This window comes from Bernardetia aquimarina, from assembly GCF_042180575.1.
In the GTDB taxonomy this organism is placed as follows: Bacteria; Bacteroidota; Bacteroidia; order Cytophagales; family Bernardetiaceae; genus Bernardetia.
Genome location: NZ_CP170094.1, coordinates 3164172 through 3188000 on the forward strand (window position 1 = coordinate 3164172; position 23829 = coordinate 3188000).

At 31.4% G+C, this 23829-nt stretch carries 14 protein-coding genes; 7 read left to right on the plus strand and 7 right to left on the minus strand.

Annotation, left to right across the window (positions count from 1 at the left end):
• Window positions 1–223: 223 nt before the first annotated feature.
• Window positions 224–1867, minus strand: coding sequence for an NAD(P)H-hydrate dehydratase (locus tag ACE193_RS13490; protein WP_375558750.1), 1644 nt, complete (start codon window positions 1865–1867; stop codon window positions 224–226).
• 141 nt (window positions 1868–2008) lie between these two features.
• Between ACE193_RS13490 and ACE193_RS13495 the strand changes: the two genes are divergently transcribed.
• The 4 genes from ACE193_RS13495 to ACE193_RS13510 all read left to right on the plus strand — a co-directional run bounded on the left by ACE193_RS13495 (window position 2009) and on the right by ACE193_RS13510 (window position 8092).
• A complete protein-coding gene (locus ACE193_RS13495) occupies window positions 2009–2680 on the plus strand; it encodes a hypothetical protein (protein WP_375558751.1) in 672 nt (223 codons plus the stop codon).
• Window positions 2681–2803: 123 nt separating this feature from the next.
• A complete protein-coding gene (locus ACE193_RS13500) occupies window positions 2804–5023 on the plus strand; it encodes a M48 family metallopeptidase (RefSeq protein ID WP_375558752.1) in 2220 nt (739 codons plus the stop codon).
• A gap of 33 nt (window positions 5024–5056) precedes the next feature.
• Window positions 5057–5749, plus strand: coding sequence for a hypothetical protein (locus ACE193_RS13505; RefSeq protein WP_375558753.1), 693 nt, complete (start codon window positions 5057–5059; stop codon window positions 5747–5749).
• Between the two features lie 234 nt (window positions 5750–5983).
• A complete protein-coding gene (locus tag ACE193_RS13510) occupies window positions 5984–8092 on the plus strand; it encodes a VWA domain-containing protein (protein WP_375558754.1) in 2109 nt (702 codons plus the stop codon).
• Between the two features lie 88 nt (window positions 8093–8180).
• On the opposite strand, the gene ACE193_RS13515 is transcribed toward ACE193_RS13510, so the two are convergent.
• From ACE193_RS13515 to ACE193_RS13530, 4 genes are all read right to left on the minus strand, one after another.
• Window positions 8181–8366 carry a hypothetical protein gene (locus ACE193_RS13515; RefSeq protein WP_375558755.1) on the minus strand — a complete coding sequence of 62 codons (186 nt, stop codon included), beginning with the start codon at window positions 8364–8366 and terminating at the stop codon, window positions 8181–8183.
• Between the two features lie 122 nt (window positions 8367–8488).
• Window positions 8489–9253 carry an SDR family NAD(P)-dependent oxidoreductase gene (locus ACE193_RS13520; RefSeq protein ID WP_375558756.1) on the minus strand — a complete coding sequence of 255 codons (765 nt, stop codon included), beginning with the start codon at window positions 9251–9253 and terminating at the stop codon, window positions 8489–8491.
• Between the two features lie 141 nt (window positions 9254–9394).
• Window positions 9395–10483 (minus strand): alkane 1-monooxygenase, encoded by a 1089-nt coding sequence (locus tag ACE193_RS13525; RefSeq protein WP_375558757.1) that lies wholly within the window; start codon window positions 10481–10483, stop codon window positions 9395–9397.
• Between the two features lie 339 nt (window positions 10484–10822).
• Window positions 10823–11080 (minus strand): hypothetical protein, encoded by a 258-nt coding sequence (locus ACE193_RS13530; protein ID WP_375558758.1) that lies wholly within the window; start codon window positions 11078–11080, stop codon window positions 10823–10825.
• A gap of 229 nt (window positions 11081–11309) precedes the next feature.
• Between ACE193_RS13530 and ACE193_RS13535 the strand changes: the two genes are divergently transcribed.
• Complete coding sequence (locus tag ACE193_RS13535; protein WP_375558759.1) at window positions 11310–13697, plus strand: two-component regulator propeller domain-containing protein; 2388 nt, start codon at window positions 11310–11312, stop codon at window positions 13695–13697.
• A 224-nt stretch (window positions 13698–13921) separates the two neighbouring features.
• Window positions 13922–14419, plus strand: coding sequence for a DUF6252 family protein (locus ACE193_RS13540; protein ID WP_375558760.1), 498 nt, complete (start codon window positions 13922–13924; stop codon window positions 14417–14419).
• 79 nt (window positions 14420–14498) lie between these two features.
• Here the strand turns inward: ACE193_RS13540 and ACE193_RS13545 are convergent, their stop codons facing one another.
• Window positions 14499–15677, minus strand: coding sequence for an acetyl-CoA carboxylase biotin carboxylase subunit family protein (locus ACE193_RS13545; protein ID WP_375558761.1), 1179 nt, complete (start codon window positions 15675–15677; stop codon window positions 14499–14501).
• Between the two features lie 236 nt (window positions 15678–15913).
• Between ACE193_RS13545 and ACE193_RS13550 the strand changes: the two genes are divergently transcribed.
• On the plus strand, window positions 15914–19897 hold the full coding sequence (locus tag ACE193_RS13550) for a hypothetical protein (protein ID WP_375558762.1): 3984 nt from the start codon (window positions 15914–15916) through the stop codon (window positions 19895–19897).
• A gap of 261 nt (window positions 19898–20158) precedes the next feature.
• Here ACE193_RS13550 and ACE193_RS13555 read toward each other — a convergent pair whose 3' ends face one another.
• A complete protein-coding gene (locus tag ACE193_RS13555) occupies window positions 20159–23464 on the minus strand; it encodes a tetratricopeptide repeat protein (RefSeq protein ID WP_375558763.1) in 3306 nt (1101 codons plus the stop codon).
• Between the last annotated feature and the right edge of the window lie 365 nt (window positions 23465–23829).

Here is a 23829-nt window from a genome sequence, read left to right on the forward strand (position 1 = left end):
CCAAAAAGGAATAATGAAAACACAAATTTAAAGAAATATTGAATAAAAGAAGATTTCTTATAGAATCAAAAAAAAAGATTTTACGTGCAAAAGTGTAAATTTAGAGCTTGAATTTTTTTACAAAATACGTTTTTATAGTCATAAACAAGGATTAAAAACCATCGATTAGGATAAATTCCCCTTTTTGACAACTGTATTTTGAGTCTCAACGACAGTTATTGACTCAAATCATCTTAAAAACATTCCCCAATTCGTCAATCAAATCAGAAGGAAGCATCGATTCACTAGATTTATTTTTGGCTGCCAATTCTCCAGCTTTTCCGTGTAAAAAAACACCGAGTAATAGACTTTCTTCTGAACTGTAACCTTGTGCCAAAAGTGAAGTCAAAATTCCTGTCAAAACATCGCCACTTCCACCAGTCGCCATTCCAATATCGCCAAAAGTGCTATGATAAATATCTCCATTTGGAAGAGCTAAAGCTGAAAAAGAACCTTTTAGTAAAATGCAAAATTGATGTTTTTGAGCTAATTTTTTTAAAAGTCTGTGTCTTTCTTCTACCGTTTTTGTCTTTCCAAAAAGACGTTCGAATTCTTTTGGGTGTGGTGTCAAGATTGAGTTTTTAGGTACAAAATATAACCAATCGGTATCATCATTTTCATAATTTCTATTTTGAGATAAAATATTCAATGCATCAGCATCAATCACGATTGGATAATTAATTTCTTTTAAAACCTGTAAAAGAACTTTTTGAGTTTGTTTTTCTGTTCCAATTCCACAACCAATTCCGATAGTTTTATAGTTAGGTAATTTGTCTAGTAATTTGTTAGAAAAAGAATCTAAAATATATTTATTCTTCGTTTTACTTTTCTTTGTATCAAAATCATCTACCAAAATCATTGCTTCTGGAACTGAACTTTGAAGAGGAATAACTCCACATTTTGGCGTTCGGATAGATAAAAGACCTACACCACTTCGAAGAGCAGCCTTTGCTGAAAGCTGTGCTGCTCCTATTTTTCCATAACTTCCTACAATCAAAAGTGCATGTCCGAAAGTTCCTTTGTGTCCTGTTCGTGTACGTGGTTTGTAAATCTGTTTTACTTTTTGAGTAGTGAGCCAGTAGTTTTGAGAATCTAGTTGATCAATGAAATTCCTATCTAATCCAATATCTAACACCTCAAAATCTCCTACAAACTCACTATATTCATCAAAGAAAAAAGATAATTTTGGGTTTTGAAAAGTCAGTGTGTGTGTGGCTTTTATGGTCAGATTTTTATCAAAATGTTGTTCCTTGCTTTGATTTTCATCTGCAAAAAGTCCTGATGGAATGTCTAGAGAGATTATGTTTGAGATTACGTTTTTGTTAGAATTGGTATTAGTAAACTCATTAATAAATTCAATCGTTTTGGCTGCAATCTTTTCTGGCATTCTATTTAATCCATATCCAAAAATAGCGTCGATAATCCAATCTTTTTGACTGGTTTGAGAAATAGATATTTTTTTTAAATCCTCTTCGGTCTTTATTTCTACGATTTTTATATTCGAAATTTCTTGTATTCTTTCAAAATTAGCTTCAAAATCTTTACTTCTTTTATCTGAAAAAACTACTACATACACATTTATTTGAAATGCAAAGTTTGATAAAAGTCGTGCAAGTACAAGTCCGTCGCCACCATTATTTCCAATTCCACAAAATATATGAAATTCTGCATTGATTAAATCACTACGAAGACTTTGACTAAAATAATTTTGAATCCAATAAAAAGCCTTTTTTGAAGCTCTTTCCATTAAATTTAATGAAGAAATAGGCTCATTTTTGATGGTTTCTTGGTCTGCTTGTCGCATTTGATTGGCTGACAGGATTTTCATTTTGTAGAGGTTTATATTTTAGGAGAAAATGTAATTTTGGGAAATTATACTTAACTTTTAAAGAAATGGAATTAGTATCAATTATTTTTATTGTCAGAAAAACTATTCATATCCCTAATTTAGAAAAAAATGAAAAGAAAAATGAAACCTAGAATCTATCTATTTCTACTTATTTTATTAAGTAGCTGTGGAGATTATGAATATGTCCGTTTCGAAACTGCTCAACCTAGTGGAGAAAAAGCACAAAAATCATTTGCAAGAAAGATGAAAGGCGAATATTTAAGCTGTTTGGATAAAAATGATAAATTAGTCATTGATGACAAACTTATTTTGAACTATATAACTTTTGAATTTATTTCACACAGAAATGATTTAGAATTTGACTCAACAACTGTAATAGATAGGGCAAATAATGAGGATTTACAAAAATTATTTGAAGGGCAAAACTGGAATATTGAGTTTATAGGAGATACGATAAAAGGTTCTTTTGTAAATATTGATACAGTTTTTCAGATTTCAGATGAACAGGTTTTAAAGAAATTCAAAGGAAGTTATTTTTTAAACATCAAAGAAGATGAAAATTTTTGGAGAGTTAATCGTTTAGACTTAACTAAAGACAGTTTATTTATTGGATATATTACACCTTCTGACACTTTATTGAATTATGATTTTGTGATTAAAAATGAAAAACTAGATGCTTCAGATAGCTCCAAAACGATTGAATATGTGATTTCGCCAAGTCGTAAAGAGTTTAAGGAGTTAATGAAACCAAATTCTTTTGAAGAAATAGGCTGCTATTGTAAGAAGAAGTGATAATCTCTCTAAAATACGATCAACTATTTTTTAACTTTCACTTGATTTATAGGCAAAAAATAAAATAAAACCTTACTTTTGTAGCCCATCAATCAGTTTATTCAAAAGACTTATTCTTATCAAATGAATCCTACTTTCGTTCATCGCATTGTTTTTAGTAGTATGTTTCTGCTATTTGTATCTATTAATTCGAATAGTTTTGCTCAAAATTTTACTTTAGATTTTGATAACTATCAACCTTTAGAAGCAAAAGGAAAAATTCCTGAAGCATTTTTGAAGCGTACCAGTGATTTTTACAAAGCAAAGAGAGAAAAAAATATTCTTACTGTTGATAAAGATTTAGAGGAAAATAAAGATAAGTTTGATGTTATTTCTAGTTATCATTTGAACCAACTTCTTTGGAGTGGTTCGGTTTTGTTTGGCGATACAGTTACTACTTATGTACAAGAAGTAGGAAATAAAGTATTAGAAAATTATCCAGATTTACAAGGCAAAATACATTTTTATGTAACTAAAGAACATTCTGTAAATGCTTTTACTACGCCAGAAGGATTTATTTTTGTCAATTTAGGACTTCTAGCGCATTTAGATAATGAAGCGCAACTTGCCTTTATTCTAGCTCATGAAATTACTCATTTTACCAAAAAACATAGTATCAATCAATTTCTTTATAATGAAGAAGTAAGAAGTGAAAGTAAAGGAAGTATTACTCGTTTGCTTTCTAGGTCAAAATCAGTCTATGAAGAACAAGCCAAAAAGAGTTCGTATTCAAAAGAACAAGAAATAGAGGCTGATGATGAAGGTTGGGAAATTTTTAGTAAAACTTCTTATGATTTATCAGAAGCTGTAGCTGCTTTTGAGGCATTAAAAAACTCTCGTTATCCTTTTGATACGCTTGTTTTTGAAAGTAAATTCTTGAATAACTCTTATGTCAATCTTCCTGATAGTTTCTATTATAGAGACACTACTCATTTTGTAGAAATGCCAAAACTGAGTGAGAAGGAAATAGAAAAAATAAAGACCTTACAAACTCACCCAGATATTGAAGAAAGAAAAAAAATTGCTTTAACAAAAATGGCTTCAAAAGCCGAAAATGAGGGAGACAAATATTTAGTTTCAGAAGAACGATTTAAGTTAGCTCAAAAAATAGCTCGTTTCGAACTTTGTAATCTCTATTTGCAAGAAGAGCAATTTGTAGATGCTATCTATACTGCGTTGATTTTGGAATCTCAATACAGCAAAAGTAAGTATTCAGAACTCTGTATTGTAAAATCTTTATATGGTTTGGCTGCTTATGATATTTATGGCAAACGAATTTATTTAGAACATCCATACAATGAAATCAACTGGAAGGGTAGAAACTGGTTTTATGCTTTAGAAGATTTGCATCACGACCAAATTGCTGTTTTGGCTGCTACTCACATGATAGAATTTGCTGATAAATATAAAGAGTATGAATATTTCTATTATTTTATTCCAAAATTATTTTTTGAAGAGGAATTGAAAATTACTAGGAGAGGATATGCATATGGTTCTGATATTACCCAAAAGAGAGAATATACTGTTGCGATGAGAAAATTAGAGGATATGGGAATTATGCAGGAAGCTTGGACTAAAATAAAGACAAATCAAAAAGTAAAAGATATAGGTCTTTTAGATCAAGAAAGAGGACTTAAAATGGGAATCAAAGCACTATTTGATTTACAATATTCAGGTGAAGATAGTATTGATAATGTTGCTCGTAGAGATAATGCAGATAGAGCATTTGAGACCTATATCACAAAAGCAGCAGATGATTATGAGCGTTCTACTTCTGCTTTTGGAGTAACTGCTGGTACACCAGGTATTATACTTAGAGAAAATATGATTTTGGTTAGACCTGTTTTGGTTCGGATTGATAAGAAGAAAAAGAAAGAATCTTGGATAGATTTTTTTGACAAAGAACAAAAAGAACTAACAGCAAAAGTAAAAGAGTTTAATGAAATAAGAAGGATAAAAAGTAAATTCTCTGTTGTAAGTCCTGATGCTTTTACGGCTCAAGATGTAGAAAAATATAATGATTTGGCTAGTTTATATTCTTCATTAGGAGCATATTATAACAGAGGTGCAGTACAACAAATGAAGTTAGTTGATATTCCTCAACTCAAAAAAATACAAGAAAAATATGACACAAAATACTTGGCTCGTATAATTATCATTTTAGACAAGGATGATTATGGTGTATTTATGCAAGTACAAAATTTGCAAAATGGCTTAGTAACAACAGAACTTATCCGAGGTAAAACTTCTTATGAGAAAGAAGACACATGGAGAAGAAAACTTAGAGAATTATTTCTTTATTAATATCACTAATAATTACAAAAAAAATATTTAACTATGAAGTATATAATTTTATTTCTTTTAGCCAATCTAATTTGCTTTTCAGTTTCTGCACAGGTCTTTTTTAAGCAACGAGTGTATGGAAATGAACAACGTGAAAAAAATGTAAGTTCTACTGTTGAAGTTGAAAGTACCACGCAGATCAATAAGGTAAAAATCAATAAAGTAGAATATGGATTATATAGCACTTATACTAGTGAATGGAAAGAGCAACCTTTAGAATTTCATAGGAGAACAGCTAAATTTTATTTAAGAGATGAAAAAAAGGCTATCACTATGGGACAAGGAAGGAAATTAATGAAAGATTTAGGCGAGAAAGAAATAGTACGAGCAATAGATAAATCCAAACTAGGAACAATAGGAGGAAGGTCTGTGCAAGTAGTAGGGTATTGGGTAGGTTTTTTTGGGTTTGGTATGGCTGCAACGAGTGTAGGAGATAGTCAAGTTGCTACAAGAGGATTAACAATTTTAGCAGCAGCAGGTGGAGTTTGGTATGGAGGAAGACAGTTAGTTATTCTTTCCAGAACACCAATAAGAAATCGTTTGAGTGAATATAATTCTCGTTTTGAAAACACAGAAAAGAATTTTTATCCTAGTTTCAAACCTTCTGCAATTACCTTCAAACCTGTCCAAATAAGTCCTTTTACTCCTTCATTAACACCAACTATTGGGTTATCTTGGAAGTTATAGAATTAGAAAAATAAAATAGTTCAAATAAAGCCTTATGAACCTCAAAAATTCATAAGGTTTTGTTTTTTGTTTCTTTACTATTTTAGAATTGCTTATTTTCGTTTCAAACTATCCAAATAGTTCTTAGACCAAAAAATAGAAGTGTAGTTTTGAAATGTATTTACTCTCTAAACTCTTTATTTCTCTGTGGTTTAAAAAATGTATTCATCGTAATTCATAATTTCATTAACATAAATGCCTATCTTTTTAACAGAATATTCTAGTGCTTGGATTATTGTAGCTTTGCTTTTAGGAGCTGGTTATGCTGCTTTGTTGTATTATAAAAGGAGTTCACCATGGGGCAAAAACTGGCAAAAAGCATTGGCTGCCATTCGTTTTTTGTGGGTTTCTGTTCTTGCTATTTTATTAATAGGACTTTTGATGCAGCAATTTATTACTCGTTACGAAAATCCTACAGTTGTTTTTGCGATTGATAATTCGGCTTCTATTTTATTGCAAGAAGATTCTACAAAGATAAATTCGGCTTTAAATTCTATTCAAAAAACAGCTCAAAACCTGCAAGAAAAAGGATTTGATATAGAATACAGAACTTTGACAGAATTAGAAAGCGATAGTATAAAAGGTAATATTGATAATAATACGGATAAAATAAAATTCAATTATACCTCTTCTCCAATTAGTGATTTACTCAAAAGCATTCAAAGTGAATTCGAAAATCGCAACCTTTCCAATGTAGTTTTGCTTTCAGATGGTGCTTATAATCAAGGCCTTTCGCCTGATATTTCGCCTTATTCTTTTTCACTTCAAACGATTGGTGTAGGCGATACAATTCCGAAAAAAGATATTATTCTTAAAAGTCTTTTTCATAATAAAATGGCATATTTAGGAAATCAATTTCCTATAGTTGCAGAAGTTACGCATACAGGTTTTGAGAATAGAGGAATTACGGCAGTTTTATCACAAAATGGAAAAACTATTTCTACTCAAAAAGTAAAATTTAGTTCTGCTCAAAACGACCTTAAAAGCATAGAGTTTTTAGTAAAAGCAACTTCAAAAGGTATTCAGCATTATGTTGTTACGATTGTGCCACAAGAAGGAGAATTTACGACTCAAAACAACACAGCCCACGCTTATATTGACATTATTGACAGCAAAGAAAAAATACTTTTAGTTGCAGGTGCGCCTCATCCAGACATAAAAGCATTTCGTGCAGCGATAGAAAAAAATGAAAATTATAAGTTTGATATTTATTTGCCTTATTTGCGTCCAACAAATTTAGAAGACAAATACGACCTTATTATTTATCACCAATTCCCTGATAAAATGGGAAGACCATTGCCAATTTTAGAAAAACTTCGAAAGATGACTTCTGCCGAACTTTTCATTATTGGAGCGCAAAGTGATTATAATGCTTTTAATTCTTTAAATACAGGTGTGAAAATTCGTCCTTTAGGAAATCAATCGGATAAAGTAATTCCATTTTGGAACTCTAATTTTTCAAAGTTTTATCTGACAGACGAACAAAAAAGTCGTTTTGCTTCCTATCCTCCTGCACTTGTTCCTTTTGCTGATTATGATATTTCGCCACAAGCTGAAATTATGTTGTATCAACGAGTGGGAAATATCCAAACCAAAAAACCGTTGGTGGTAATGAGCGAACAAAACGGCAAAAAAACAGGCATTTGGCTTGCCGAAAATACGTGGCAATGGCGATTGAATGAATATGCAGAAAATAAAAACCAAGAAGGATATGATGCTCTTTTGAGTAAAATAATTCAATATCTTTCTACTAAAGAAGACAAAAGACGTTTTAGAGTTGCTCCAACAGCTTCTCAATTTTCTACTTCTGATGGTGTGAGTTTTGATGTAGAAGTATATAATGCTATTTACGAACCTCTTTTAGGACAAAATATCCGTTTAGAAATCAAAGACGAAGAAGGAAAAACAAGAACTTATACCTTTACAAATAATTCTTCTCCATTTAGATATTCGACTTCTGTGCTTCCTGAGGGTGCATATTCCTTTAAAGCGACGACACAATTAGACGGAAAAACAGAAATTTCTATCGGACAATTTACAGTAAAAGAAATAAAACTAGAAAGCCTAAATGCTACGGCAGATTTTGGTGTCATGCGACGATTGGCACAGCAAAATAAAGGTAATTTTTATACCCTTTCTAATCTACAAGTTTTACAAGATTCTCTACAAAATCAGATTCCTACGCCAACTGTTTTTAGAAACGAACAACTTTCAGAAGTGATTAATCTTTGGTGGATTATGCTCTTGATTATTGGACTTGCTAGTTTTGAATGGGGCGTTCGTAAGTTTCAAGGTGGTTACTAACGTATAACAGACTTCCTAGTCTGTTCTTATAATGAATATTATAAAAACAGGGTTTTAACCCTGTTTTTGTATTTATTTTTATCAAAAATTACCCACCACAACCATTCAAACGATTATAACGTTCTCTAGCTTTGGCTCTCAATTCTTCTTGTTCTTCTTCTGAAAGTTCTGTGATTTTATCTTTTGAATTTTCAATATGTTTTATTTCTTTTTGAATTTGAGTAGAATTTTTTTCTACTTCTTTGTCTTCTTTTTTATTTTGGTGCTGTTTCATTGTTGCAAAAATTTTGAGGTTTTTTTATCATTTTACGATTAAATGGAAAGTTTTGTTCTAAAACAAGAAATTACGCTCTGTTATTATCCTGCCTTTTATCATATAAATCACTCGCTAATCACTTACTGCAATTTTTGCCAAATATCCTCAAAGTTTTGTGGTTGTTCTATAATAGAATAAATTTTTCCAGCTATAAATGTTGGTGATGCAAGCTCGTTATTCTTTTTTAATTCCTTAAAGTATTCTACATTCGAAAACTGACTTTCTTCTGTTTTTCGTATTTGTGCCTGCATATTTGTATCCACCACACCCACCGAAATATTGAAAACGTGTGTGTTTTGATTGAGGTGTTTTTCTTCTTCCTTTATTACTTCACTAAAAAGATTCAACCCAGCTTTAGAAGCACAATAAGAAGCCCAACCATCAATCGGACGCTTTCCTGCACCCGAAGAAATATTAATAATTAATTTTTCAAGAGGTACAGATTTTTTGTTAGCATTAATATAGGTTTCTTTGCCAAATTTCTTCAAAAATTCATTCATTAAAAGAAAAGGTGAAAGTGTATTGATAGTCATAGTTTGGACAATATCTTTATTATCTAGTTTGCCAACATACCCAACTTCTCCTAAAGTTCCTGCATTATTTATCAAAACTACTTTTTGGGTTTCTAATGCTTCTTTTTTAGAAATTTTTAGTTCATCAAAAAAACGATTTACATCTTCTAAATCAGCCAAATCAAGTGTATGGTGTGTGTAATTTTGATGATGAATTAATCTTTTACGAGAAATTCCGTGTACGTGTATATCAGTTTGATTTGCTAGAATATGGTTGGTTAGTGCATAGCCAATTCCACTGCTTGTGCCTGTTATAAAATAAAGTATTTTCATTTTGAATTTATTTTTGATAAATTTTTTACTGGTTAAAAATTGAATTTTGATAATTTACATAAGATTCAAATAAATTTGGTGATTTAAGTCATCTCTATAAAAACTAAAATTAGTTTTATTTCCAAATCAAAAAACTATATTCTAACTCGCCTTTTCATAAACAGCTTCTTTCCAATGTTCTAAAATAGGGTTCATTTTCCTAAACCAAAGAGTAGGAACAAGAGCCATCAAAATCATAGTAGGATAGCCAGAAGGAAGTTGTGGGCTTTCATCAAAATGTCTCAAAACTTGATATTCACGAGTAGCAAAAGCGTGATGGTCAGAATGGCGTTGAAGCTGAAAGAGAATAAAATTACTTACTTTATGGCTACTGTTCCATGAATGAAATGGATTAACTCGTTCATAACGACTGGGAGAAATTTCCTTTCTGACTATTCCATAATGTTCTACATAATTAACAGCTTCTAAAAGTGAAAATCCAATAATAGCTTGAAAAACTAATAAAATAAGAACTTCCCAAGCAAAACTTCCTTTATGAATTGAAAAATAAAGTGTAGAAATAATCACTCCCAAAATAGGTAAAGCTGTGTACCAAATCATTGCATTTTCACTACTTTTCTTGGGTGTATTTTTGCGTTCTAGCCTTTCGTTTTCTAGTTTCCAAGCATGTTTGTAGCTTTCTGTTACACTTCTTATCCAAAAGTGATAAAAGGATTCATTTTTTTGTGATGTGGCTGCATCATGTGGCGTAGCTACCCAAACGTGGTGTCCTCGGTTATGTTCGATGAAAAAGTGCATATAACCAACTGTAAAGAGTAAAACTTTACTAAAGAATTGGTCTAGCTTGTCAGTCTTGTGTCCAAGCTCGTGTGCTACTGTGATTCCTACCCCTCCTGTCACCAATCCTAATGAAATAGTAAAACCAATAGCCTCCCACCAAAAAAGTGCATTAGAAATGATAACAGTCATTGCCCACGTCAAAAGTCCAAGCTGAATAAAAACCCAAGAATAAAGCACAAACTTAAAAAATAGTTCTTGGCTCAATTCTTTTTCATCTTCTTTCTCAATATTTTCTGTATCTGTTCCGATATAATAGTCTAAAAGTGGGATTATACCAAAAACAAATATAATTGTCAGATAATTTCCTATTCCTCCCAAATAATAACCCAAAATGAGCATACAAGGAAGTGAAAAAGCACTAAAGAAACCTAATTTTTTGGAGAATTTCATCGCTATTTTTATAAATTATATCCTAAAATTTATTTGATATACTCAGTCAATTTTTAGTTTTAGAATAAAAACTGTCAGTGCAGTTTAAATACTAACTATCTGGCATCTTGAAGATGTACTGATAGGAGTGAAAAATTCTAAAACTACTTTTTATCAAGTATAAATCTTTGCATAGTTAAAATTACACAGTCTAAAATACAAAATAATATTAATAATTTATAATCTTAACTAAATTTTAGGAGCAAAATAATAGGCACTAAAAAAAGCTATCACTTTCTAAATGATAGCCTTTACTTATTTTTTATAAAAATAGACCTTTTAAAAATCTATTTTTGGTTTTTACATACCGTCTGTTGCTTCTTCAACAGCAGCTTCAGTAGAATCAACAGCAGCTTCCATTCCAGCAGCAGTAGAATCAACAGCTTCCATCATGTTGTCAGCAGCATTATCAGCTTCATTAAGTAAATCTTCAGTAGTAACTTCTACAGCAGTAGTGTCAGTAGTAGCATCACTTGATTTTGTACCATCACAAGCAGTGAAAGTCAAAGTAGAAAAAGCTACAAGAGAAGCAAAAGCAATAGTTTTAAGAGTTTTCATGTTTTTTCTGTTTAAAAAGAATCGTTCGTTTAGAGAGAACTAAATTAGTAAGTAGTAATTATTAAAGAAGTATTGCACCTTGCATAACTTCCAACAATTAAAGGCACAAAATAATACTTAAAAAATCAGAAAAGCAAAGATTATTTGAAATTAATTTTGTTTTTTTGAAACGTGAATAAATATGCGTTCTGCATTACGAAAATTTTACCTATAAGTTTATATAAAAAATATGAAAAGTCTAATAAATAGGTTTCAAAACCTGAATAACTCACTCATTTACAAGAATTTGATTTTTCTGCTTCTTCTCACAACTATTTATATTACTTTTTCCTTACAAACTTTTGTAGCTGCACAAAATCAAGAAAATATTGCATTAGGCGAATGGCGAACTCATTTGACTTATTTTGATGCTCAAACGTTGGCTACAAGTACAGAAAAAGTATATGTAGCTTCTCAAAATGGTCTGTTTTTTTATGATAAAGAATTCTCAAATCTTGAGGTTGTTTCAAGAATAGATGGGCTTTCGGATATTGGAATTGCTTATTTACAGTACTTACCTAATATCGAACAGCTTTTGATTGCTTATAAGAATGGAAATATAGATTTTTTATCTGATAATGAAATCAAAAATTTCCCTGTTTTCTTTGAAAATTTAGCTATTTTGGACAAACAAATCTATCATATTTATTATCTTCAAAATGTAGTTTGGATAAGTACAAATGTTGGTATTTTAGAAGTTGATGTAGAAAATCCCACCAACAAACGTATCAGAAATTCCTATCAAAACCTAGGTGAAAATGGAGAAATTATAAAGGTCTTTGCTACGACAATTCAAGATAATAGTATTTATGCAGCTACCGAAAAAGGAATTCGTTATATTTCACTCAATTCTTCGGTCAATAAAAATGATTTTAGAAACTGGCAAACTATTCCTTCAACACAAAATAAAGTTATAGAATCTATTGGCTCAAATGGCTCAACAGTATTTTTTTCTATCCAAAATGAAGGTGTTTTTAACTATAACGGAACAACTACTAATCAAATTTCTCAAATTCCTATTTCGACTGTGTATGATATAAGTGAAGATAGAACAAATTTAACAAGCGTTTTTATCTCTTCTGAAACAGGAATTTATCAAATTGAAGGGGTTTCTTCTTCTTTTCAAGTAAATAAGATAGAAAATGATTTAATAAAAGCTCCTCGCCAAGCCATTTCTTCAACTGGAACACTATGGATAGCTGATAACAGAACAGGATTAGTTACAAATGGTACTACAAACAGCACAGATAATTTTGTTTCTCTTTTTCCTTCTGGAACATACAGCCAAAATACGTGGGGTTTTACACAAGCAAAAGATAAGATAATTGCTTTTTCGGGAGGATATTCAGACCCATTCAGACCTTTGAACAGAACAACAGGTTTTTATGTCTTTGAAAAGGGAGAATGGATAAATTACAATGCAGAAAACAGAGATATTACTAGCAAACCCATTCCAAATGTTAGAGATTTGGTAGGAGCAACTTATTCCGAAATAGAAAATAGAGTTTATTTTGCTTCTCTTCAAGATGGCATTTTGGTTTGGAACTTGAACGATGACACATTTTCGGTTTTTGATTCACTCAATTCTCCTTTGCCTCACAACCGAGTTATTGATGTAGAAACAGATAATTTGGGTAATCTTTGGGTAGCTCTTTCAGGAAGTAATTTGAGAGAAGATGCTTATTTTAGAAAAAAGCCAAACGATGATAATTCCTCTTCATGGAAAGGATTTAGATTTAATCAAACCCGAACTACTTTTCCTTTATCTTTAGAGATTGATGAAAATAATAATGTTTGGGCAAGGCTTAGTCGTTTTGTACAAGGAGGTATTTTAGTTTTTAATGAAGAAGGAGAAAGTAAGGTTTTGATAGAATCTGTAAATGCAGGAAATTTAGCTTCTAATACTATAACAGCTCTCAAATCTGACCAAAATGGTGTCATGTGGATAGGAACTCCAGCCGAAGTGAGTGCAAGTGTTCGTACTTTTTCTGATATTTTTGGTATATTCAGTAGTCAAGATTTGAATGCTAGAGATGTGTTTTTTGAGTCTAGGCAATTATTACGAGATGAAACTATTACCAGTATTTCATTAGATGGAGGAAATAGAAAATGGTTTGGAACTACAAATGGTGCTTGGCTTTTTACAGAAGATGCTTCTAAACAGTTTTTACATTTTACAGTAGAAAACAGTCCTCTTTTTAGTAATCAAATTTTGGATATTGAAGTTCAAGATGAAACAGGAGAAGTGTTTTTTGCTACGCCTAATGGTATTATTTCTTATCGTGGAACATCAACAGCAGCCAAAACTGATTTTTCTAATATAAAAATATTTCCCAATCCTGTAAGACCAGAATTTAATGGTGTAGTAGCCATTGAAGGACTGACACAAGATGCAAATGTCAAAATTACTGATATTAGTGGTAGATTAGTTTATGAAACCAATTCTTTTGGAGGAACTGCTACTTGGAATGGAACAGATTATAATAATGTAAAAGCAAAAAGTGGTGTTTATTTGGTTTATGTTTCTAAAAGAGATGGAAGTGAAGGGTTCATAGGGAAGATTGTTTTTGTAGAATAATTTCTTTTTTGAGGAAAATCAATCATAAAGCAGCATTAATTCATTTTTGAACGTATAGACCAAAACGAAATAGTGTATATTTACATTCTTTTAAGAATTTTGATATATTGTGGCTTGTTATTATTTTGGTTTTTGCGCTAGTTTTTGTAGTTATTAAATTACAACTTTTAAATAATTCGTTATAATTTATCTTATTCTCTTACTTATTCAAAAAATCTATATTTATGAAATTTAATTGGAAAAATACAGTTCTTATTATTGCTTTTTTAGCTTTTACATTTTCGCTGTGGTCTTGTAAAGGTGATGAGGAAGTAAATCCTGATGCTGTTATTTCAGCACTTATCGATGGTGCGCCTTGGAATGCTTCTTCCCTTTCTTCTGGAATTAAAACTGGAGATAATATTTCGCTAACGGCTGCAAGTAGCAATGGACGCACTTTTATTATTTCATTTAAAGCAGAAGTAGGCACACAGCCTCTAAATGCTTCTGTTGATACAAGTGGTGTAAATCTTGTTCCTTCTGTGGTTTATCGTACTCTTCCTATTGGTGGAAGTACATTTGTTTCGAATGCGTGTGCATCAAATGATGGAGGTCAGATCACAATTACAAATATTGATACTACAAATAAAACAGTTACAGGAACATTTAATACAAAATCATGTTCTTTAAATTCGTCAGTAGAAATCACTCAAGGAGTAATCAATAATGCAAAATATAATTAATTTATTTTTTAGCTATTAATGATTTTTTTATTCAAAAAACACCTTTATCAAATGAATGATAAAGGTGTTTTTTTGAGTTTTATTCCATTTCAAAAATTAGCTTTTGCTTGATTTCTTCTAAAAGAGATTTTATTTTTTGACTCTCTTTTGCTTTTATTACAACATGTCCCACATTTTGTCCTGTTCCTTCTCGCTGATTAATAATAGAACCTTGTTTTACAGAAAGTGTAAATTCTTTTAGTTCAGGAATTGATTTTATAAATTCTTTTCCCTTTATAGATTTTAGAGTTCCTGCTGATGGATGAAACATACGCAAACCACTATAAAAATGATTTTGTGTATTTTCTAGTTCTATTTTGTTTCCTAAAAAAGCATCTAACCAAATTTGCCAAAAATCTTTTTCATAAGAAAGTTTCAAAAGCTCCATAATATATCCTCCTGGTGGTCGAAGAGCCATTTCTCCAAAGACTAAATTTATTTTATCTGTACCTAATTTTTGAATAAATACTTCGGTATGCGTAATTCCATTTTTTGCACCCAAAGCAATGATTATTTTTTTATTAAATTCAAAAATTTGACTCTGAACTTCTGATGAAAAAGTAGCAGGAACAAGATTAGCAAATTTAGGTTCTGTATATTCAGTAATATTCTGAAAAAGGACTTTTCCATTTTGTACAATAGCTTCAATACTACATTCTGTTCCCTCTACAAAACTTTCTGCCATATATCCTTTTTTTAAAAATTTAGGAACATCTTCTTCTTTCTTTATGATGAAAGCTCCTCTACTTCCCGACCCTGTACAGGTTTTGAAAGCCATTGGTAAACCTAATTTTTCGATAAGCTCTTGTTTTGAAATTTTATTATTTCCTGCCTCATTTTCTAAGAAATTAGCACAAGGTATCGCATTTTTTTGAGCGACTCTTTTCATGGTTGGCTTATGAGTACAATTCAACGCAACCTCAATGGGAATATAATTATTAGGTTTTATTATATCACTCATCCAAGCAGCAGGAAGTACTGATTTTTCAGTTGGTGCAAGGATAGCTACTGGTTTTGGCTCTTTTTTGATTAAATCTTCAACAAAAAGCCTCCATTCTTGTTTAGACCATGTGAACGAGATTTGTTTTAATACGTCAGCTTTATGATTTTTAAGCTTTTTATTGTACAGAAGTACTACACGTAAATTATTATTTTTAGCAATCTCTATAGCGTCAGAACGATTGCCTACTATCCAAACGGTATTTTTATCAGTTTTCAAAATGAAGTTATTTTCTTGAAAAATTAAAAAATAAATTTAATCAAAATTAGTAGAGTAAAACAAATTTATTCTAATGACCATTCAAATTAAGCTAAAAAATTAATCAAAAGTTAAATGTAAAATTTAGCTTTTTTAGTTTGTGAATAGTTAATTTTATAAGTAGAAATTATTCTATATATAATTGGTAGCAATCAAAAATTTAGCTCATCTTACACATTTTTTAAACTTAGATAATTATGAAAAACCTTTTACTCTTCTTTGTACTTTTCTTTTATACTGGTTTTGCTATTGGGCAAACTCCAGTTTCTTTACCAGCAACTCCTCCCTACACACAAGATTTTAATGCTACTCCAGCAGCAAGTGGTACAAGTTATCCTATAGGCTGGACAAGTTATAATAATACTACATTAGATGCTACAATGATTAATGGTACTACTTCTTCTACCACAGGAGCTAATTATAATTACGGTTCAAGAATTGGTTTGCTAGGTTCTGGAAGTAATTTTGACCCAAGTTCAATAGTTTTGGCAATAGATAATACCTCTGGACGATCAGGATTAGAAATTTCTTATGATATAATTAAGATAAGAGAACAAACTAGAGATTGTACGTTTAATTTAGAGTATAGTACTACATCACCAACTGCTGGTTTTTCTGCTGTATTTGGAGGATTATATAATTCAGGTTCGTTGGCAGAAGGAACAGTTACACAAAAGACAAGTATAGATATTTCTGCTCTTGATAATCAAGCTGGAACAGTTTATTTACGTTGGTCTTACTCAAGTTCGGGAGGAGGAAGTAGAGATGGAATTGCTTTGGATAATGTAAGTGTTACTTGGAATACAGCCACTCCTTCTATTGACTTATTTTTTCAAGATGCAGGAGATGCAAATATAGCAAGAGGAAGTACAAATAATCCTATATTTTCTACAAGAGCAACAGTTACAGATGGATTAGCTATACTTAATCAAGTTATTTTACGTACAAATGGAACATACACAACTACTGACATTGCAGCAAATGGTTTCAAAATTTGGGCTTCTACTGATGGTTCTTTTGATGGTGGAGATACACAACTAGCTTCTACAAGTTCGGTTTCGGGAAATGGAGAAACAATTACATTCTCTTCTTTATCAGAATCTATTCCTCTTAATACTATTCGTTATTTTTTCGTTACAGCCGACATTACTTCTTCTGCAACTCTTAATAATACAGTAGGAATAGCAAATACTACTACAGCAGATTTTACTTTTGCAGCTCCAAATAATAAAACAGGAACGGCTAATAGTGGAAATTTACATACTATCATTGGACTCAATACAGGGATAATAACTCCTACTTCTTTATGTGTAACTGTTACACAGGGCGAATCTATAACAGTGCCTTTTACTTATTCTCCTACTGGAATTTATACAGGAACTTTTACAGCACAACTTTCAGATGCAACAGGTAGTTTTGCTGTTCCTACTACGATTGGTTCGGTAACTTCAGATAATACAGGTTCTCAATCTATTTCGGCTACGATTTCGGCTGGTACACCACAGGGTTCAAATTACCGTATTCGTGTAGTAAGTTCGATTCCAAATGTAGAAGGAGCAGATAATGGAACAGATATCACGATTGATTTATTGACCGTTTCGATTTCTCCAGCAGGAATACAAACTTTATCAGAATTTCAGAATGGGGATGTACTTACAGCAACAGAATCACACTCTATTCAATCAAGAAGGTGGAAATATTCTACTACTTCAGGTAGTGGATATACTAACTTCTTAGGTGCAGAAACCACTCAAAGACCTTATTTTGAAACGGCAGGCACGTATTATATGGTTGTAGAAACATTATTTAATTGTGGAAAATCAGTTATTTCTAATGAAGTACAAATCGATGTAACTCCTTTTACTGGTACACGTCTTTTCCCTGGAGATATGGCGATTGTGGGTTGGGATGCAAGTGTAGGAGGTGCAAGAGATGAGTATGCAATCACAAATTTGGTTTCACTAAAACAAGGAACTAAATTTATTATAGCAAATGCTACTTATGAAAATGGCACAGGAGCAAATATTAGAAGTAATGTATGGCAAGATGGAAGAGAGTATATTGAGTTTGTTTATAACCGAGCAACAGATTTACCAGCAGGGTCAATTATTAGTTTTGAATTTACTAATCTAACAGGAGATAATGCTGATAATGTTCGTATAAATGGAGTAGCAGCAGGACCAGACATTACTTCAAGTCCTGGGTTTGGTAGTGCAAAACCAAATGTAAGTACTAGTGGAGCAGACCAAATATATATTATGCAGGGAAATTTTAATAGTACAGGCACAGACTTTGATGGTTACGTGCTTTTTGGAATGACTAATGATGCAGATTGGGTTAATTTCTCTGTGAATGTTTCTTCTGCTCGTACTTCAAGATTACACCCTCATATTCGTTGTATTAATACTTCACATCCAACTGGAGAAGTAGGTTCTTATTTTGATACCACAAATCCTGCTCTTCGCAATGCAGACCAACGAACTATTTTAGGATATATTATAAATATGGCGAATTGGACAAATACTTCTTCGCTACCTGCTACAGTTCATACAACTGTATTTACTGTAACAAGTCCTACTATAAAATCAAATTGGATAGGTGATAAAGATGAAAACTGGTTTGATTGTCAGAATTGGAGTTCGCTCTATGTACCTAACAGATATACTAATGTAGAGTTTACAACTACTGCTGTGGGAGATTCACGTATCAATCAAAGTGCAGATTTCTCAAATGAATATTTGGATATTGCCGAAGTGAAAAATATTATTTTAGAAAATAGAATCTTGAAAATGTTTGATAATCGTGCTGCTCGTTTAGATGTGTATGAAAACCTTACTATTCAAAATACAGGCTATTTGGATATGGATGATGATGTAGGTTTTATCAATGACGGAACAATTAATATTAGAGGAAATTGGATAAATAATATTGGTACATCTAACTTTGAAGAAGGTGAATCTCTAGTTGTTTTTGAAGGTGGAAACAATCAAAGTATTACGACAGTAGGAGGAGAAGAAAGTTTTTATGATGTAACACTGAATTGTGGTAGAGATTTGACTATCAACAACGAAACAATCATCAAAAGAGAATTTCTATTCCAGTCAGGAAATGTATTTGCTGCTACTACAAATCCTCTTACTTTTGACGTAGATGCTTTCTATACAGATGCAAATGCAGACAGACATATTAGAGGAGCTTCTCGTCGTCGTTCTAATAAAATAGAAGATTTTACTTTTCCTATTGGAAAGATAGGAGTGTATCGTCCTCTTACTATTCATACAAAAAATACAGGCACGATTACTCAATTTTTTGCAGAATATTTCTTTGCAGGTTATGGAACATATCAGCCTGTTGTTATTCCATTAGACCACGTAAGTCAGATAGAATATTGGAATTTGAATAGAGAAGTTGGAATTTCTGATGCTCAAATTACACTATCTTGGGGAATAGAAAGTGAAGTAGGAAACCTAGGAAGTTTAGTTGTGGCTCATTGGACAAATGCCAATCAATGGGAAAGTAGAGGAAACACAATGACTACTGGAAACACAACATCTGGAACTGTAAAGTCAGCTCAAGATATTACACAGTTTAGCCCTTTTACATTAGGAACAATAGATAATTTGAATCCTCTTCCTGTTACATGGCTTTCTTTTGATGCAAAATATAACCAAGAACAAGACAATGTTTTTTTAGAGTGGAAAACATTATCAGAATATCAAAACCAATTATTTGCTATTGAACGTTCTGATAATGGAATTGATTTTGAAGAAATTGGAGTCAAAAAAGGAAACTTAAATGCTCGCTCTGTCAAAAACTATCAGTTTTGGGACTTTGAGCCACTTCATACAAAAACCTATTACCGTATCAAACAAACAGATACAAATGGAAAGTTTACGTATTCGAATGTCAGAATGATAGAAACAGAAAACGAGAGAAAAATAGGAGTTACCAATTATCAAAACAAAACCATTCTTTATGCTAATCTTAAAGAAGCTACAAAAGCAAAAGTCAATATCTATAATATGAATGGTAATATAGTTGGTATGTTTGAGGTCTTTTTGAAAAAGGGACAGAATGAATTATTACTTCCTCTGAATGACATTTCAAAAGCTGTCTATATCTATAAAATTGGATTAGAAAACCAATCTGAATTTGTAAGTGGAAAGTTTTTGATAAAGTAATTCAATTATATTAAAAAACCTTAAGTTTCTCAAAGACACTTAACGTAAACTTGGTACTATATTCTTGCTTTTATGTCCCTGTCAGACACTTCAGAGTGTTAGACAGCTATGTTGGGCTAAATTGTCTGACACCTTGAAGGTGTGCTGACAAGATAGTTCACTAATCAGCTAATAAAGAAACATAGACCGATAAATACATAAATTCTAATACCGAGTTCACGTACACTTAGGGTTTAACTATTTAGTATTTTAGTATTTATTCTATACTCTAATTCCTATCATGCTTACATCATCACGCTGTTCTTCTCCTCGTTGGTGCAAATCCAAAGTCTGCTCCATTTTAGCTTTTTGTTCGTATGGTTTAAGTTCTGCTATTTCTTGTAAAAATCTGAGCAGTCTTGGTGTACCAAACTTTTCTTGTTTAGCATCATTTTGATCTGCATAACCATCTGTAGTAAGGTAAATCATTGCTCCTTTTGGTAGGTCTATAAACTGAGTATGAAAACTCTTATCTAATTTATTTCTTACTCCTCCAATGGTTTTATTATCTCCACGTAAATAAAATGCTTCTTTTTCATTCGAAGTATTTGGCATTGTATAAATAAATGGTCGTTTTGCACCAGAAAAAGCTACTTCTGTATGTGTTGATTTATATTCCAATCTACAAAAAGCTACATCCATTCCATCATCATTTGCTCTATCATTTTCACCTTTGAGTTGGCGTTCTTGTTTTAGAGCTTTTCGTACTTGTGTATTTAATCGTTCTAAAATTTCACTTGGGTCAAATATTTTTTTCTCATTCACTATTTCATTTAGAATGGAATGCCCTATCATAGACATAAATGCTCCTGGTACTCCGTGTCCAGTACAATCAACAGCAGCTACAAATGTATAGTTATCAATATGCGAAAACCAGTAAAAATCTCCTGAAACAATATCTTTTGGACGGAAAAGAACAAAATAGTCAGGCAAATATTGACTCATTCTTTCATGGCTAGGCAAAACAGCCTGTTGAATCGTTTGAGCATAACGAATAGAATCTGTAATATTTCTGTTTTTATTTTGAATAGTATCATACGCCTTTGCATTATCAATAGCAATGGCAGTATAAGAAGCAAGCGAACTTAGAAGTGCTACCTTTTTCTCATCATAGGCATTTTTCTCAAAGCTCTGAACCGTAATCACTCCAATAGGACGATTTTCTACCGATAAAGGAAGATAAATCAATGATTTTGGAAGTCCTCCTACGATATTTTTTGCAGCTTCATATTTTTCTGGATGTTCTTTTTCTATATCATTAATTAAAATGATTTCCTGTTTGCCAAGGCATTGTACTGAAAAATGATTTTTATTATTTACATAATCAGAGTGGTCTGGCAAAACGTCTCCTTTTTCTATAAATCCTTTAAATTTTATACGTTTTTCAGCAGGCTCATAAATACCAATACCGAAGGCTTCGGCTGGCATAAGCTGATTTACTTTTTCATAAAGAGTTTGAGAAATATCTTCTACATGAAGTGATGCCGTAATTTCTCTACCAATATCAGAAAGAGTATTTAGATTTTGATAAGATTCTTCTACTTCTTGATTTTTTTGAACTAATACAACTGCTTGTTCTTCAAGTTCAGAGTTTTTCTTTTCAATATAATCTCTCTGACTCAAAATTTCTTCTTGTTGTTGTTCTAGCTCTTCATTTTGAACCAAAATTTCTTGTTTCTGTTCTTCTAAAGCTAGATTTTGTGTACTAATTTGGTCTTTCTGTTTCGTAATTCTAATATTCTGTTCAGATAAGAGTTTGTTTGCTTTTTGTTTTTGGAAGAATGCAAAAAGAATAATCAAACCAATAAGTAAAGCCAAAGCAATCGCACCATACAGAATATAACGTAATAATTCGTCTTCTTTACGAGCTAATTTTTCAGTTTCAATTTTTTCAGCTTTAAGTTTGTTCTCCAGTTCTAGATTCTTGATAGCTTCTTTTTGTTTTTCCTTTTCTAAAATCTCTTGTTTTAGGGCAAGGTCTTTTAGTTCTTGTTCTCTTTCTAGGTCTTTTATGGCTTGTTCTTTTTTCTCACTTTCAAGCTGTTGTTGGGTAAGCAAAAGAGCTTGTTGAGTTTTTTGTCTCTCTAGTTTTATATTTTTTAGATTAGCTTCTTGAATTGTTTTGTCTTGTAATTCTAGTTCTAGTGTTTGTAATTTTTTATCCGTTTCTAATTGTTTTTTCTTAGAGGCAAGGTCTTGAATCTCTTCATCTACCAAAAGAAGTTTGAGTTCTTTTTCATTTTTCTCAAAAGCAATTTGTCGTTGTAGCGATTTTTGTAATTCTTGTTTTTCGTTTTGAGAAAGTGAATCACGAACTGCAGCATATTGTCCATAATAAGAATAGGCATTTCTATAATCATTCTGACGCTGATAAATCTCAGACATAGTACGGTAACTTGTCGTCAAAACTTCTGCATTTTTGTTTGCTTTAGCTAATTTTATAGCTTCTGCTGTATAAGCACGAGCGTTTTGAAAATCTCTACGCAAGAGATAAATAGCTGCTAAATAATTATAAGCCTGTGCTACTTCATCAGCATTCCCATTTTTCTTAGCAGATTCTAATGCTTGTGTAAAATAATTTAAGGAATTGATATAATCTCCTTTTATCTGATAAATTACACCAATATTTGTAAGTGTTGTTGTATTGGGTTTGTCAGCAGGATTGAAAGTTAAAGACTGTTTGAAATTCTCTAATGATTTGTCGTAGTCACCCAAAAATTTATTCAAAAAACCTATATTATTGAGTGCTACTGCTGTTCCATTATTATCTTTTTTAGATTTATGAATAGTCAAAACTTGCTGATTATACTCTAATGCCTTCTGATAATCTCCTTTTATTTTGTAAAGGTCAGTCAGATTACGAAGAGTTTCTATTTTTCCCTCTGTATCGTTTTGAGAATTATAAATTTCCAAAACGGCTGTATAATAAGCTAAAGACTGGTCATAGTTTTTTAGCTCAAGGTGTGCAGAAGCAATATTTGAAAGAAGTTTGGGGTGTACAGTTTCTCCCAATTCTTCATAAATTTCATTCGATTTAGTGAGATACTCTAATGATTTTCCTGCGACTTCTTGTTCTTGATAAAACTCTCCTACTTCTTGGTAAGTTTCTGCTAATAACTTTCTATTTCCTGTTTTTTCTATATTTTTGAGAGCCTGTAAATACCAACGTAAACTGCTAGTAAACTGATTTTTACCCCTATAAATATGAGCAAAGTGCAGAATACTACTGGTTAGTTCAGTTTGAGTATTAGCTTGAAGTCCTAAACTAAAGGCCTGTTGAGCATGCAAAAGACCCTGCTCATAATTTTTTTTCTCAATATCAATATCTGCCATTTGATTTTTCAAATGTGCTTTTATACTATCCGAACTTGCCTTTTGAAATTGTGCTTCTAATTGCTCCATAGATTGAGCTTGTGCTACATTAGAAAACAAAATAAAAATCATAAAAAAAAGTATCTCAAAAAGTATCGCAACTATTTTTGAGTAATTCAAATGACTTTCTTTATGATTTATTAGAATACTATTCATATAAGATAAAATAACAGGGGAAGTAAATGTTACATTAAAATTTAAAAAGCTGATTATGATATGATTGATAGTAATAGTACTTCAATATGTTAAATAATTTTCACAGTTACAATGATTAAACCAAAAACATGATAAGATTCTACATAATTCCTTGAAAATTAATGTTTTCGATAAAATTTATCGAAACTTTCAACTTAATGTTTCAAACTACCAACATAATTTATTTTTCATTTACAAATAAATCTGTATACCTAATAAAGCTCTGAAAGGCAGTTGACTAAAAAAAATACGAATTTAATTCATTGAAATTCAGCGATTTAATTTATCTCTCTTGAAGTAATAATTCGTATTTGTGCAAATGTTGA

Coding starts and splice junctions, on each gene's coding strand:
- ACE193_RS13490 (WP_375558750.1), bottom strand. CDS start 1,867: ATGAAAATCCTGTCAGCCAATCAAATGCGACAAGCAGACCAAGAAACC.
- ACE193_RS13495 (WP_375558751.1), top strand. CDS start 2,009: ATGAAACCTAGAATCTATCTATTTCTACTTATTTTATTAAGTAGCTGT.
- ACE193_RS13500 (WP_375558752.1), top strand. CDS start 2,804: ATGAATCCTACTTTCGTTCATCGCATTGTTTTTAGTAGTATGTTTCTG.
- ACE193_RS13505 (WP_375558753.1), top strand. CDS start 5,057: ATGAAGTATATAATTTTATTTCTTTTAGCCAATCTAATTTGCTTTTCA.
- ACE193_RS13510 (WP_375558754.1), top strand. CDS start 5,984: ATGCCTATCTTTTTAACAGAATATTCTAGTGCTTGGATTATTGTAGCT.
- ACE193_RS13515 (WP_375558755.1), bottom strand. CDS start 8,366: ATGAAACAGCACCAAAATAAAAAAGAAGACAAAGAAGTAGAAAAAAAT.
- ACE193_RS13520 (WP_375558756.1), bottom strand. CDS start 9,253: ATGAAAATACTTTATTTTATAACAGGCACAAGCAGTGGAATTGGCTAT.
- ACE193_RS13525 (WP_375558757.1), bottom strand. CDS start 10,483: ATGAAATTCTCCAAAAAATTAGGTTTCTTTAGTGCTTTTTCACTTCCT.
- ACE193_RS13530 (WP_375558758.1), bottom strand. CDS start 11,080: ATGAAAACTCTTAAAACTATTGCTTTTGCTTCTCTTGTAGCTTTTTCT.
- ACE193_RS13535 (WP_375558759.1), top strand. CDS start 11,310: ATGAAAAGTCTAATAAATAGGTTTCAAAACCTGAATAACTCACTCATT.
- ACE193_RS13540 (WP_375558760.1), top strand. CDS start 13,922: ATGAAATTTAATTGGAAAAATACAGTTCTTATTATTGCTTTTTTAGCT.
- ACE193_RS13550 (WP_375558762.1), top strand. CDS start 15,914: ATGAAAAACCTTTTACTCTTCTTTGTACTTTTCTTTTATACTGGTTTT.
- ACE193_RS13555 (WP_375558763.1), bottom strand. CDS start 23,464: ATGAATAGTATTCTAATAAATCATAAAGAAAGTCATTTGAATTACTCA.